The 13,752-nt window shown below is 51.8% G+C and carries 10 protein-coding genes and 2 tRNA genes; 1 reads left to right on the top strand and 11 read right to left on the bottom strand.

Going from position 1 to position 13,752, the window contains the following annotated elements; translation table 11 throughout:
• The 11 genes from AC6F7T_RS10115 to AC6F7T_RS10065 all read right to left on the bottom strand — a co-directional run bounded on the left by AC6F7T_RS10115 (position 1) and on the right by AC6F7T_RS10065 (position 13,241).
• On the bottom strand, positions 1-1,353 hold the full coding sequence (locus AC6F7T_RS10115; protein ID WP_500718502.1) for a TrpB-like pyridoxal phosphate-dependent enzyme: 1,353 nt from the start codon (positions 1,351-1,353) through the stop codon (positions 1-3).
• A gap of 193 nt (positions 1,354-1,546) precedes the next feature.
• Entirely contained in the window at positions 1,547-2,041 is a 495-nt protein-coding gene (locus AC6F7T_RS10110; RefSeq protein ID WP_500718500.1) for a hotdog domain-containing protein, read from the bottom strand.
• A gap of 65 nt (positions 2,042-2,106) precedes the next feature.
• Positions 2,107-2,182: transfer RNA gene (locus tag AC6F7T_RS10105), tRNA-Gly, on the bottom strand.
• A 28-nt stretch (positions 2,183-2,210) separates the two neighbouring features.
• The gene (locus tag AC6F7T_RS10100) at positions 2,211-3,485 is read right to left on the bottom strand and encodes a tRNA nucleotidyltransferase/poly(A) polymerase-related protein (protein WP_500718498.1); all 1,275 of its coding nucleotides are present in this window, start codon (positions 3,483-3,485) and stop codon (positions 2,211-2,213) included.
• A 324-nt stretch (positions 3,486-3,809) separates the two neighbouring features.
• Positions 3,810-5,114, bottom strand: coding sequence for an aminotransferase class I/II-fold pyridoxal phosphate-dependent enzyme (locus tag AC6F7T_RS10095; protein ID WP_500718496.1), 1,305 nt, complete (start codon positions 5,112-5,114; stop codon positions 3,810-3,812).
• Between the two features lie 217 nt (positions 5,115-5,331).
• Positions 5,332-6,291, bottom strand: coding sequence for a tetratricopeptide repeat protein (locus AC6F7T_RS10090; protein ID WP_500718495.1), 960 nt, complete (start codon positions 6,289-6,291; stop codon positions 5,332-5,334).
• A 404-nt stretch (positions 6,292-6,695) separates the two neighbouring features.
• Positions 6,696-6,770, bottom strand: a tRNA-Gln gene (locus AC6F7T_RS10085).
• A 200-nt stretch (positions 6,771-6,970) separates the two neighbouring features.
• Positions 6,971-10,069, bottom strand: coding sequence for an efflux RND transporter permease subunit (locus AC6F7T_RS10080; RefSeq protein WP_500718493.1), 3,099 nt, complete (start codon positions 10,067-10,069; stop codon positions 6,971-6,973).
• Positions 10,069-11,127: an efflux RND transporter periplasmic adaptor subunit gene (locus tag AC6F7T_RS10075; RefSeq protein WP_500718491.1), complete on the bottom strand. Its 1,059-nt coding sequence runs from the start codon at positions 11,125-11,127 to the stop codon at positions 10,069-10,071. The genes AC6F7T_RS10080 and AC6F7T_RS10075 overlap by 1 nt, the downstream gene beginning before the upstream one ends.
• Positions 11,128-11,133: 6 nt before the next feature.
• On the bottom strand, positions 11,134-12,645 hold the full coding sequence (locus tag AC6F7T_RS10070) for a TolC family protein (protein ID WP_500718489.1): 1,512 nt from the start codon (positions 12,643-12,645) through the stop codon (positions 11,134-11,136).
• On the bottom strand, positions 12,642-13,241 hold the full coding sequence (locus AC6F7T_RS10065) for a TetR family transcriptional regulator (protein ID WP_500718488.1): 600 nt from the start codon (positions 13,239-13,241) through the stop codon (positions 12,642-12,644). The genes AC6F7T_RS10070 and AC6F7T_RS10065 overlap by 4 nt, the downstream gene beginning before the upstream one ends.
• A 152-nt stretch (positions 13,242-13,393) precedes the next feature.
• Between AC6F7T_RS10065 and AC6F7T_RS10060 the strand changes: the two genes are divergently transcribed.
• Positions 13,394-13,752, top strand: a 359-nt coding sequence (locus tag AC6F7T_RS10060; protein ID WP_500718486.1) for a PilZ domain-containing protein, incomplete at its 3' end; no start/stop codon positions are given.

Raw genomic sequence — 13,752 nt, 5'->3', positions numbered from 1 at the left:
CTAGCCAACCTTGGGCAGGTGTGACAATGATTCCTTGATCTCTTCTTCCGGATATTCATAGTCGTTGAGCTTGCCCGCCAGATAATCATCGTATGCAGTCATATCAACATGGCCGTGACCGGAGAGATTGAAGAGGATCGTCTTTTCCTTACCTTCTTCTTTGGCCTGCAGGGCTTCATCAATGGCGCCACGGATCGCATGGCTCGATTCCGGTGCCGGAATAATTCCCTCACAGCGGGAAAACTGCACCGCCGCTTCAAAACAGGCGAGCTGGTGCACCGCCTTGGCTTCGACAACACCGGCGTGTACCAACTGCGATACCAGCGGCGAAGCACCATGATAGCGCAATCCGCCGGCATGGATCCCCGGTGGCATAAAATCATGGCCAAGGGTGTACATCATGGACACCGGTGCCATTTTGGCCGTATCACCGTAGTCAAAGGCATAGACACCACGGGTCAGGGTCGGACAGCTGGCCGGTTCCAGAGCAACGACCCGTACCTGTTTGCCATGGGCCTTGTCGGCAATAAAGGGAAAGGCAATACCGGCAAAGTTGGAACCGCCACCATGACAGCCAATAACCACATCGGGGTAATCCCCGATCATCTCCATCTGTGCCTTGGACTCCAGACCAATAATCGTCTGATGCAGACAAACGTGATTGAGCACGCTACCTAAAGCATAGCGGGTATCGTCGCGGGTGGCTGCGTCTTCCACCGCCTCACTGATAGCGATACCGAGGGAGCCGTTACTGTCGGGATGCTGGGCGAGAATTGAACGACCGGCATTGGTACGGTTCGATGGGGATGGGATAACCTCGGCACCCCAGAGTTGCATCATGCTCTTGCGGTAGGGCTTCTGGTTGTAGGACACCTTGACCATATAAACGGTACACTCCAACCCGAACATCTGACAGGCCAGGGAAATGGATGATCCCCATTGGCCGGCGCCGGTTTCGGTGGCAATACGTTTGGTGCCGGAAATCTTGTTGTAATAGGCCTGCGGAACAGCGCTGTTGGGCTTATGGGAGCCGGCCGGGGAACCGCCTTCATACTTGTAGTAGATTTTCGCCGGGGTAGCGAGCACCTTTTCCAGGCGATGAGCGCGGTACATGGGCGCCGGACGCCACAGCTGGTAAATATCGAGAACTTCCTGCGGGATATCGATCCAGCGCTGGTTAGACACCTCCTGCTCAATCAAGGGCATGGGAAACAGGGGGAGCAAATCATCGGGAGAGACTGGTTGCATGGTGCCGGGATGAATTACCGGTGCCAGAGGGCCTGGCATGTCGGGAATAATATTGTACCATTGGCGTGGAATCTGTGATTCCGGAAGGATGATCTTGGTCTGCATGGGGTCTCCTTGCACTATGTCAGCTTTGTCACTGTTCAACGCAGAAAAAATTGTCGATAGAAATAATGATTCAAGGACTTAACAGCTTCATTGGATAGCACGTAACGCCAGTAAAAACAAGGTTGCACAGCACCTTCAATGGTTGAAAAAAGTACCTGATTACAGACCTAAAGATTCATCAATCAGTCAATTTTTACCCCTCATCTGAGGTTTTGGGATGACCGATAGCAATACACAGGCAATCCGCCTCAGCGTAGATAGCTGAACCGCTGCATACCCTCCCCTTCACCAGCACTTTACGCCCGCTCATGGAAACCACTTCGCTCTCGACCGTCACCACAGTTTGCAGCGGCAACAGGTTACGAAAACTGACATTGAGATTGGCAACAACTACCGCGTGACCTGCAGCCCAGCCGGTTAAACCCAGCACCTCGTCAAGCACCGCCGCTATCGCGCCACCGTGAGCATGACCGGGCGGCCCCTCGGTTTCCGGACCAAACCACACCCGCGCTTTGAGCTGCTGAGCGGCATCACGATAATAGCGGATGCGAAAACGCTCCCCGTGTGGATCACCGGAAATAAATCGCAACGAACTGCCCACCAGGGCCGGCGCATCAAAAGCGGTCCAGTCGGATTCCCCGCGCAAATCGACTGCCATACCATCCGCTTTGGCCATTGTTGTGTCCATAAGCAACCCTTTCGTTGTGAAAAAAAAGGGCCAAAGCTGCTGTCAGCTAAAGCCCTTGTTTTTATTGGAGCGGGAAACGGGATTCGAACCCGCGACTCTCAGCTTGGGAAGCTGATACTCTACCAACTGAGTTATTCCCGCATGGTGGTGCGCAGTATAGAGATAGCGTTCAGTTTTTGTCAAATCCAAAATGCGTTCGTAACCACCCGTGTGCTTCATCTGCGGAATCAATCCTTCCTGTTATTTCCAGCATTTTAATCTGTTGCAGCAACTCACCGATAATACTCTTATCCGTACCGGCATATGGCATGATGGCATGACCATCGAGAAGGTCAGGAATACGGCCGTTAACCTGCTGTTGCTCATAGGCCTTGAGCAAAGTGATCACGGTATCATCATGCAATTGTCCCCGACCCCAGCCATGATAAAAGACCCGCTCCACACCACACGGATGGAGCTGTTCCACAACCAGAGCCCGCTGACGATCTGACGAAAACCGGCGCAACCGTTGAAGCCATGACGCCGGCAGATCATCACGCAGGGCTCCCAACATACGTTGCTGGGCTCTGCTCAGGCGCAGTTCAGCAGAAATCTGGTCGAAGCGTTGCGGTGCATACGCCATTAACAGCGCGGCCAGGTGAAACACCGGGCGCTGCGGTTGAAACTCCTTGCTGATGGCAAGTTGATGTTGATGACAAAAAGCATTAAAGCGATCAAAAAGGGATTGCTGGGTTGCAACATAATCCGATACAGACCAGCTTGGATCGGGCTCTCCAATAAGCACCTCCAACACCGTTGTCCGGGATAAAATCTCTAGTGCGTAGGTCATATTTCTGACTGCAACAATCTTCAGTAGTTCTTCACGAATCCGCTCCACCGCGACCTGCTTCAGCAACTGCGCCTGCTGTGTCATTGCGGTGATGGTTTGGTCATCTATCGTGAAATTCAGAACTGCGGCATGACGAACACCTTTAAGAATCCGCAGCGGGTCATCGCTGAAACTGGCGGCAGAACACATCCTCAGTTGCCGACTTTTGAGGTCAGTAACACCGCTTAAAGGGTCAAACAGATGAGCAGGTTTATTGATGGGGATAGCGATGGCATTGATGGTAAAGTCGCGTGCAGCCAGATCACCGGCGATGGTTACCGCGCGCAACGGGGAAAAATCAAAAGAAATGCCGTCAGCCAGTAGAATTCGGCTCTGTCGCCGTTGCTCGTCGAGCCAGAACCAGTATCCCCTTCCCTTGGCCCACCTGCGCGCCCAATCGCTTGGGTCTTCGCTGCTGACGAGATCAATATCCGCGCATTCGTTGTCCAGCAACAGATCACGCACACAGCCGCCAACCAGCCAGGAAGTCATACCACCGGCACGCAAACTCTCAATAAACTCCGAAAAAACCGGAATCTGTTGACTCAATTTCGCTACAAGCTGACTGTTATCCATTGAAAATCATTCTACTGATACCAATAGGAATAAATAAAACAATCTGGTTGTCTATTTGACTCCAGTAAAGCAGAAAACAGGATCTGGATTCTGCGACTTTGCTTCGCTACGCGCAGAATGACGCCCGGTTCTTTTCCATAAACGTGCTTCTTTGTCATCCTGCGCGAAGTCGCAGGATCCAGATTATTAGCAGGTCGCATCGGTCCCGATCTTCTAACCGTTATAGCTGGAGCCAAGTGGATAACCAAATAAAACAAAAGGGCTGCGATCAGTTGCAGCCCTTTTATTTTGGGTAGAAATACAGGTTTCTGATCTGGAAAAGAGCTAAGCCAGATCCTGCTCCGCTTGATGGATCAGATCAAACAATTCCTGGATATCCTCTTCCTCGATGCAGGAGAAAGCGATGCGCAGATCCTTGCTGCCGATAGAGATGGTGCCGACACCATACTTGTCGAGCAGGTGCACGCGCAGTTTTTCAGCATCGACCCTTTTCAATTCGAGACACATGAAATAGCCGGAATTGAATGGATAGTAGCTCCAGGAATCGGCATATTTGCTATCGCCGAGAACTTCCTTCACCTTGAGGGCACGACCTTGCATTACCTCAAACTTTTCTTGTTTCTGCTTGTCAAAATCAGGGGAGCGTAACGCATCAATAACAAAGGTCTGCGACGGATGCGGACAGTTGGAAATGGTCGCCCGGATAATCCCCAGGGTTTTTTTCTCCAGCGCAGTCAGAACTTCGTTACTGTCACCTGTCATACCGTCAGCAAAGGTGATAAAACCGACGCGGAAGCCCCAGACGAACTCCTCTTTGGTCGCACCATCAAGCTTAATAGTAAGAAGACGGGGGTGTTGATTCGCCAGCTTGCCGAACAATGACTCTTTCAGAGAGTCTTCGTAAAAAAGACCAAAATAGGCATCGTCGGTGATAACCACCAGGTTGCAGCCATCCGCAGCAACTTCCTTAAGGGCTGCTACCAGAGCATCGCCTTCAGCTACGGTCGGGGTATAACCACTGGGGTTGTTGGGGAAGTTAAGCAGGACAATCGCCTTGCCCTTTTCAGTTGCAGTTTGTTTGAGACAAGCCTTGAACGCCTCAACGTTAAAACCACCGGCATCGGTGAAGGTGGTGAATTTTTTAACTACCGCACCACGGCGAGTGACAAAGGTCAGGTTATAGTTACCCCACATCATATCGGGCAGCACCACCTGATCGCCGGCATCCATGAACAGGTCAGCAACGATGGACAACCCGTGGGTCAAGGCACTGGTCACCACCGGCATGCCAAACACCTTATCCTGCTGGCTGGGATTTTCACGCAGCATCTTCTCGCGCCAAAGCTTGCGCAGTTCCGGCTTACCGGCCGGCGGCGCGTAGGGATAGATGTCTTTGGGATCAAAACCCTTTAGCTTATCTTGAATGCACTGAAGGAACATGGGACCGCCCTTTTCGGTGGCAGTCCCGATGGTGGCATTAAATTTATGAGCTTTTTCTTTGGCCTCAGCCGACTGGCTCAGAATACCTTTAGGAAAGAACAGGTTCTTGCCCAGATCCGACAGCATTTCAAGGGTATGGGGATTGTTTTTTTGAATCAGTTCGTTCAGTTCCACTGCAAGTGGGTTCATCTTGATCCTCCGTCGGGAATATGTGGCAACAAGCCACTTTGTTAAATGTCTAAGGGATTTTTATCTGTGTTGAAATCAGCTTTTTCTTTTTTCTTACGATTCTTGCTACGTGTCCGCTCAACCAGATAAAGAATGCCAAATGTTATCAGCAGGACTACCAAAGTCAACAGAATATCAGCAAATCGGAAAGAAGCCATAAGTACCTCTTTTTCTAATTCTAAGAGACTGGTGTAACACGCTTCAACGCTGTGCGTGCGTGCTCATGCTTGTCATCAAGTCGGGTCGCCATGGTCAGGGCTTCATAAGCACCGGCCAGATCATTGGCAGACTCACGACAGATACCGATGAAATAATAGAGTTCGGCACCAGGTAGTTCGCGCAACAGCTCCCCCTGATGAACCAGCTTTTCAACAAGCTCATATGCCGCAGGCATATCGCCGGAGTCGAACAGCTGTCGCGCTTGTCCGAGTTGCTCCAATTGGAGCTGCAAGGGTTGTCCAGGCGCACCACCTTGCTCAATAAGAGCGAGGCGCTGTTGCAGCTGAACCCGTTCTGTCTCGTTGTCCATCTGACTGACAGCATGCTGCCAGTAAAGCTTGGCCTGATGATAATTACCCGACAGATAACAGACCTGACCGAGGTAGTTGAGGTTATTGACATCCTGCTGCCGGACCCGGCGGGCTTTTTCAAACCACTGGCGGGCAGACTGAAGCTGATCACCGGCTGTGATCAAATGATCAGGATGAACGGCCAGGTTGAAACAGCAGGTGCCCAACTTGTGCAGCAAACCAAAGTTACGTTCGTCCAAGTGCAACAATATTTTCAGCAAGGGGATTTTATTCTGCAGCGCGACATCATCATGAGGGCGCAGGTCGAGCAGCAGCAACTGTGAACCCATATCGGAAATCAAGAAAGGATACGCCTGCCGCAGGATATTGGCGTAAACAACAGCCTGTTCCGTTTCCGGATTGGCACAAAGATACGCATAAATCCCTTCACCGATATGGCGCTCAGAGGGGGCAACAGACAGATCATCAGGAGTGTCGGTGGCGCATAGTGGTAACGGAATGGAAGGCAACTCCAGTTGGTCATCCTCGCCGATAGACAAGGTCATCCCCTCAGGTGGCGTCCAGAACATAAAGGATTCTGCGGTGGATGGTGGTGGTGTTTTGGACATCAGTAAATACCTCACTAGTAAGCCGTGAAAATCTACTGCAAAATTGAAGATTAATCAACCGCAGGGTTTTTATTTATGAGGTAACTATTCACCACTATCCTTGTGCAGGGTCGGGGGTCCTGTGGCAGGGGTGTTTGTCGCCATGGATGGCGACAACAAGCGGTCATGGATGACGCAAAGCGTCCCTTGGCATAGGACTCCAGACCCGGTGGCGAATAGATGTGAATTGAGAAAATGGCTGGGGCGCCAGGATTCGCCCACTACGTCACCGCCATCACGGCGGTTCCTGCGTCGGCTCCCCTTCGCTCACTGACGCGGCCATCCATGGCCGCTCTTCTGACATTAAGTCAGCGTTCGCTGCGCTTCGAATCCTGGCGGATGAAATTGTTTTTGAATTGAGAAAATGGCTGGGGCGCCAGGATTCGAACCTGGGAATGCCGGAATCAAAATCCGGTGCCTTACCGCTTGGCGACGCCCCAATGAAGGAAGAACGATTTTCTAGCAAAGATAATTTACAGCGTCAAGGGAAAACCTTTAAACGGCAAAATCAATCAGCCACCAAGACACCAAGAACTCCAAGAAGATCAGGTAAACGCTTTTATTGTTTTAACCTCTATCCGTTTTTTTGTCTCTCTTGGTGCCCTTGGAGCCTTGGTGGCTAGAAGGTTTTTAGTATGATTTAAACATTCTTCGTTGACCAGAAACGATTACGCAGGGAATCGGCCAGTGAATAAAGCACCGGCACCACAATCAGGGTCAACAGGGTGGCAAAGGCGAGTCCGAAAATAACCGCAACAGCCATAGGGCCCCACCATTCCGACGATTCTCCACCAATTTCCCAGGCGAAGGCATGAAAATCGAAACTGACCCCGAGAGCCATGGGCAGCAGCCCGAGGATTGTCGTTGCTGCAGTGAGCAATACCGGGCGAAAGCGCACCATGCCGGCACGCATAATGGCGGCAAAGGTATCCATGCCGCTACGCATCAGCTGATTGGTGTAGTCGATGAGGACGATGGCGTTGTTAACAACAACTCCGGCCAGAGAAATGGCGCCGATCCCGGTCATGATAATGCCAAATGGCTTGGCGGTAATCAGCAGCCCGAGAAAGACCCCGGTCAGCGAAAGAACAACCGTTGTCATGACAATCAACGCCTGCAACAGGGAATTGAACTGGGTCACAAGCACCAGCATGATCAACAGCACCGCACCAATAAAGGCTTTGGATAAAAAGGCGGTGGCCTTGTTCTGTTCCTCCTGCTCACCTGAATAGGCAACCAGGTAGCCGTTGGGCAGGCGCAGGTCAGCAAGACGTTCCTGGATTTCCATCAACACTTCATTACTGTTGCGCCCGTAGGTCTCAGCCGACAAGGTAGCAACCCGTTTCAAATCGAGATGACGAATCGAACCAAAGCCCACCCCGGTTTCGACATGAGCAACGGTCGATAAGGGTATCGGCACCCCGGTTTCGGCGGGAATCAGCAGGTTGTCGATGTCGGCCAGGTGCTGCCGCCGTGACGGCGGAAAACGCGCAACGATATCGTATTCATCCTCCCCTTCACGAAAAACCCCCAGTTTGGTACCACTGATGGCCGCCTTGGCCATCTCCGATATTTCCGAGGTTGACAACTGCAGCAGACTGGCCTTTTCACGGTCTACGACAATGCGAATTTCCGGTTGCGCCCGTGCCAGGTCATCCTGCAGATCAACCAGGCCGGGTACCGACTCGATTCTGCTATGGATCTCCTTGACCAACCCCTCAATCACATCAATATCTTCACCGCTGACCTCAATATTGACCGGTGGTCCGGTGGGAGGGCCTTCTTTTTGCTTTTCTACAATAAAATACGCACCCGGAATCGGTAACACCGCCTGACGAATGCGATCCAGCACATCGGTGGCCGGCTCCTTACGGTCATGACGGTCGACAAATTCAAGGGAGATCTTGCTCAGATTGGAGAGAATGCTGCCACCGCCACCATCAGCGCTGCTGGTGGTACCGACATCGGTGATAACAAACTGGATATCCGGCTCAGCCAGAGAAATTGCCTCAACAGTGCGGGCCAGCAGATCTGAAGTGTCAAGATTGGTGCCAACCGGTGCCTCAATTTCGATAAAAGCACGGTTAGGTTGCGTATCAGGAAACAACTCAACACCGTGATCGAAAATAACATAGAGGGTGGTAATGCCAACCAGCATGATCAGTGCTGCCAATGCTACCAGCAGACGCCGGCGCAGGGCATATTCGAGCGACCAGGCGTAGACCCTGAGAATGAGCGGCAACTTTTTATCTTCAAGGCGCCGATCCGGGTGAACGGTCATTATGTGGGCACAAATTGTCGGGTTAATCACCAATGCGACAAACAACGATGCCAGCAAGGTGATCATCAGGGTCTTCGGCAAAAATGCCATAAACTCCCCCATAATACCGGGCCAGAACAACAGCGGGAAAAAAGCACAGAGGGTTGTCACCGTAGAACTGATAACCGGCCAGCCGACCTCAGACACGGCAATCTTTGCCGCCTGATCACCGCTGGTCCCGCCTTGCATGTGACGATAGACATTTTCGACGATAACAATGGCGTTATCAACCAGCATACCGAGGGCAAGAATCAGACTGAACAGCACGACCATATTCAGGGTGATGTTGAGCAGATAGAGAACCGAAAAGGCAATCAACATGGTAAAAGGGATCGCCAGGGCAACGAAAAAGGAATTGCGAAAACCTAAGAACAAAAATAGCACGCTAACGACCAGTATCAGGCCGGTAATAATGTTGTTTTCGAGATCGCGCACCATGTTGCGAATATCGTCGGACTGGTTGAAGGTAACCGCCAACTCCACCCCGGGGGGCAGCATGGGTTCGGCATCAGCCAGCAGGGCAAATACCCGGTCAGCGACGTCAATAATATTGGCGCCGGAACGTTTTTTGATGGCAAGGGTGACACTCTGTTCGCCATTGAGTCGTGAATAACTGCTGCGATCTTCAAATGCGTCAACCACATCAGCGACATCTTTGAAATAGATGATGCGACCGTCGCGGCGGGTCAGAACCAGATTGTCGATTTCGTTGGGGTCGGTAAATTCGCCGGGGATTCGCAGCAGGTATTTGGCTTCACCGATATCAATACTGCCACCCGGGATATTGACATTCTCGCGCGCAACCGCGCGGATCACTTCGGCCAGGGAAATCTGATAAGCAAACATGCGGTCAGGGTCAAACTCAACGCGTATTTCACGCTCGCGTCCACCACTTAAGACCACTTCGAGAACGCCGGGGATGGTCTGGATCCAGTCCTGGAGTTCCTCGCCGACCTTCTTTAATACTGTTTCGTCGGCGCTGCCCGCTACCGAGACCATCAGAATAGGAAACTCCGACAGGTTGATCTCCTGCACTATCGGATCGTTTTCCAGATTGCGCGGCAGATCCCCTTTGGCCTGGTCGACCTTATCACGCACCCATTGCATGGCCAGGTCGATATCCACATCGGGGATAAATTCGATGATGATCATCGATGATCCTTCGGCACTGACCGAACGGATCTTTTCAACGTCTTTTAGTCCTTTCAGTTTGCGCTCAATTGGATGGGTGATCAGGCTTTCGATATCTACCGGTGCTACCCCTTCATAGGGGGTCACGACCAGCACATAGGGTACGGTGACATCAGGGGTCGATTCACGCGGCAGGATTAGATAGCTGTACATGCCGGCAATGATAATAATCAACATCAACGAAAAAACCGTGCTGCGCCGCTCAACTGCGGCATCAGTGATCAGCATTACCGTGCCTCTTCTACGTTGACGGCGACGCCATCAATCAATAACTGCTGTCCTTTGATCACCAGATGCTGTCCAACCTCAAGGCCACTGCGCACTACCAGCTGCTGACCGACCGATCTGCCGGTTATGACTTCAACCTCACGCGCATAACCATCTTCAACAATATAAGCGACCTTGATATTACGCCGATCCAGTACCGAGAACATTGGTACAACCAAGGCCTGCTGATGCTCCTGACGGACAAAGGTGGCACGGGCAATCATCCCCGGCCGCAATTTAGCGCCTGGCTGCGCAATCAGCATTCTGGTGTGATAAGTACGTGAGGTTTCATCAGCGACAAAGGCAATATGCTCGATCACTGCCGTTAGTGGTTCAGCCTGATCGCCATGAATAATTGCCGGGGTAATAGTCACCTGTTGACCAGGGTGCAAAAAAATCACATCTTTTTCCGGAACATCGGCAATAACCTCCAACTGCTCAACCGACACCAGTCGCAAGAGCGGTTTACCGATATCAACATATTCACCAGCATCCACCAGACGGCGGTCAATCACGCCGCTAATGGGTGCGCGCAAAGTTGTTTTTTTTAACTGAATCCGCGCCTGTTCCAACAGTGTTTGTGCCGCTGTCAGCCCATTATTGACATCGTCCAGCTCCTGCTTACTGATCAGTCCTTCCGCTGCCAAACGCTGAAGCCGATCTCGACGTGTGGTCAACACTGCAACATTTCGGGTTTCACGTTCCAACTGGGCACGTACCACAGCAGAGTCTATTTCTATCAGTGCCTGACCCTGTACGACACTCATGCCCTCACGCACCGGGGTTTTTACTACCGTGCCGGCAATTTCAGCTGAGAGGATCAGATCGTCATGCGCCTGTACCCGTGCCGGCAGGGTAAAGGTTTCGGTCAGATCAACGGGAACCAGGGATTGGGTAACGACATTGACCCGCCGAGCGTGGTCGGCAACGCCTGCCGCCGGTGGTGCGGAATCACAGCCACTGATGAGCAACAGAGCAAAAGGCAGCAACAGGCTGCAGATAGATAATCTCCTCATCATCAACGCTTAAAAGCCCTCCCCGTCGGCAGCCGGATAAATCTGGTAACGGTCAAATATTTCACCCACCACAAACGCCAGGTTGGCGTAGGCCAGATGGTGAGCGGTAAACGCCTGCAAGCGCGTAATCCGGGCACTAATCATATTGTCCTGAAAAGCTACCAACCGATGGGTATCGGAAAGCCCTTCATCAAGACGGCGCTGCTCCTGCTCAAGGGCAATAGTTGCCAGTCGCTCAAACTCTGCGCTGATGGCCTGCTGTTCCTGCGTGTGGTTCAGTTCCACGATCCTTTCACGAATCTGTGTCTGGGTGTCCATATCCAGGTCGCTAAGCTGGTAGCGCTGCTGCTGGACAGACATCTGGGACTGACGCTGACGAGATTGGGCGGCGCGGTTGCCCAAAGGGACGGAAAATTCCAGAGCAACGCCCCACTGATAACCGTCAGCGCTGCTCATGCCGGCAAACGAATCCTCCCAGTTGCCACGGTAAGGGGTATCGGCCTGCTGACGTCCGGCCAAACCGTTAAGGCCGGCCTGCAAGCGCAGATCAAGTTGCGGTTTAAGCTGCTGGTTAAAAAAATCAAGCTGCCGTTGCCGGCTGGCCAGCGATAATTGCGCAATCTGTCGATCCAGACGCTTTACCCGTGCGGTTTCCAGCAGTATCTCATACTGATCGGAAAATGCAGAAGGTTCAGGTTCATCTGCAAAAAGCGGTGTGGGGTTAAAGCCCGCCGGCAGCTGTCCGTCCAATTGACGATTTAACTGTTCAAAGAGCAAGTCGTGCTGTTGCCGCGCCTGGGCCAGCAGCAAACGGCGTTCCGCCAGGGTCGCCTCGGCACCCTGGATTTCAGTAATGGCGACCAGTCCCTCTTCAAAGCGGCGGTGATTAACATCAAGCAGGCCCTCGGCCAATACCAACGCCTCGTTACGCAAGGCCATAATCTGGTATTGCAAAGCCAGTTGGCGCAGGGCGTATTCAAGCTGCAGCGCTAATTGCTGAGCATGGAGTAAAAATCCCAGTTCTGTCTGTTGCAGTTGATAGCCGGCGCGATCGATCGCCGTTTGATTAGCGATCTGACCATAGTTGCGCAGTAACGGCTGGTTCAATTCAATGACAAAGGCACTGCGATAGCGCGGATCAAGGGTGCTGGAGGCATCAAAGCCGCTGAATCGCTCGGTCAACAGACGAGCTGACGCTGTCATGCCGCTACTGAAGCGTTGGCGCAAACCGATGGTCCCCTGGTACTGGCGGGTCGTCATTCGGCCACTGAACTGATCAGTGACAAAAGGAGCTTTTTGTTGCTCATAACCGACCAGGGTAAAGGCCTCGGGATCAAATGCTGCTTGTTCAATCACAATCGCCTGTTGTGCCTTGTCAATCTCTACCTGGTCGATCTGCAGTTGGGTATTGGTGCGCAACCCCAGGATAATCAGCTCATTGAGAGACGAAGGTGCTGACCGGGACAGCTGTGGACAGGCGAGTCCGACAAGGATCAATACACACGCAAGCAGATAGCTCATGAGATGATCCCATGGCAGACTTGATGAAAAAGGGTTCTCATGCTCTTTTCAACCTCTTCTAACGAATCAAAATAGCCACTGTACCAGCCGGCCAACAGGCCGACGTAGAGGGAGAAAAAATGCCCGGACAGGGTGAAATGGTCCTGGTTCGGGGCAATCTCCCCGCGCTCTTCTGCTACACAAAAAACCCCCTCAAGGATGTCAAAATAGCGTTGGTTATGTTCCCGGGCTTTGTCGGTTGGTTCTTTAGGAAACAACATCTCTCGCAGCAACAAGCGCCCAAACTCACGATTTTCTGTGATAAAAACAAACTTGATCATAAAAAATGCAATCAGATATTCGACAAAAGAAATCTCCTTTGAATGCTGTTCCTTGAATTGGTTGAATGCTATGACCAACCGGTCATCACAGTACTGCAGGAAGATATCATCCTTGGCGGGAAAGTAGCCGTAGATTGTCGCCTTGCCGACCCCGGCAGCGTGGGCGATATCTTCCATACTGGTGGCATCAAACCCTTTGCAACTGAACAGCTCGACCGCAGCTTCCTCAATCGCGCGCCGGGTTTGCTGTTTTTTTTGTGCCCTGACACCACTCATGTTCAACTCCACAAAAAGAATCTCGAATGCAGTCGAGTTTACCTGAAAATGGTTTCAGGTCAACAAAAGAGCCAAGACATAAGAGGATAATTGTGGCATAGTGCGCGCAAGTAAAATGAAAAGCGCCAACAACCTGCAGAGAGTTTAAATCAATGAATGATATAAATGAACGTCCGGTCGCTGATCTGCGCCGTAACCTACGTGCCCCACTGATTATTCAAAAAGTCCATCTGCATGGCGAACGATCGACTATTTTTGGTTACAGCAAGAACGTCAGCCGTAGCGGTATGTATATTTCAACCACCAACCCTATCGAAGCGGGTCAACAGGTTGAGTTGGAATTTCAGCTGCCGCCCCCCCTCCGGGGGACTGTTCGCTGTTTGTGTGAAGTCGTCTGGAAGCGCCCCTTTGGTAGCCATCTTCCTTTTGAAGCAGGTATGGGAATGAAGTTTGTCGATTTGCCGGTAGAAATTTCTGAGCAGCTGGATGACTGGGTTCGCAGCCAGAGCTA

Source organism: Pelovirga sp., assembly GCF_059864205.1.
Note: the sequence above shows the minus strand (reverse complement) of the source record. Positions and strands in the feature narration are given on the sequence as shown.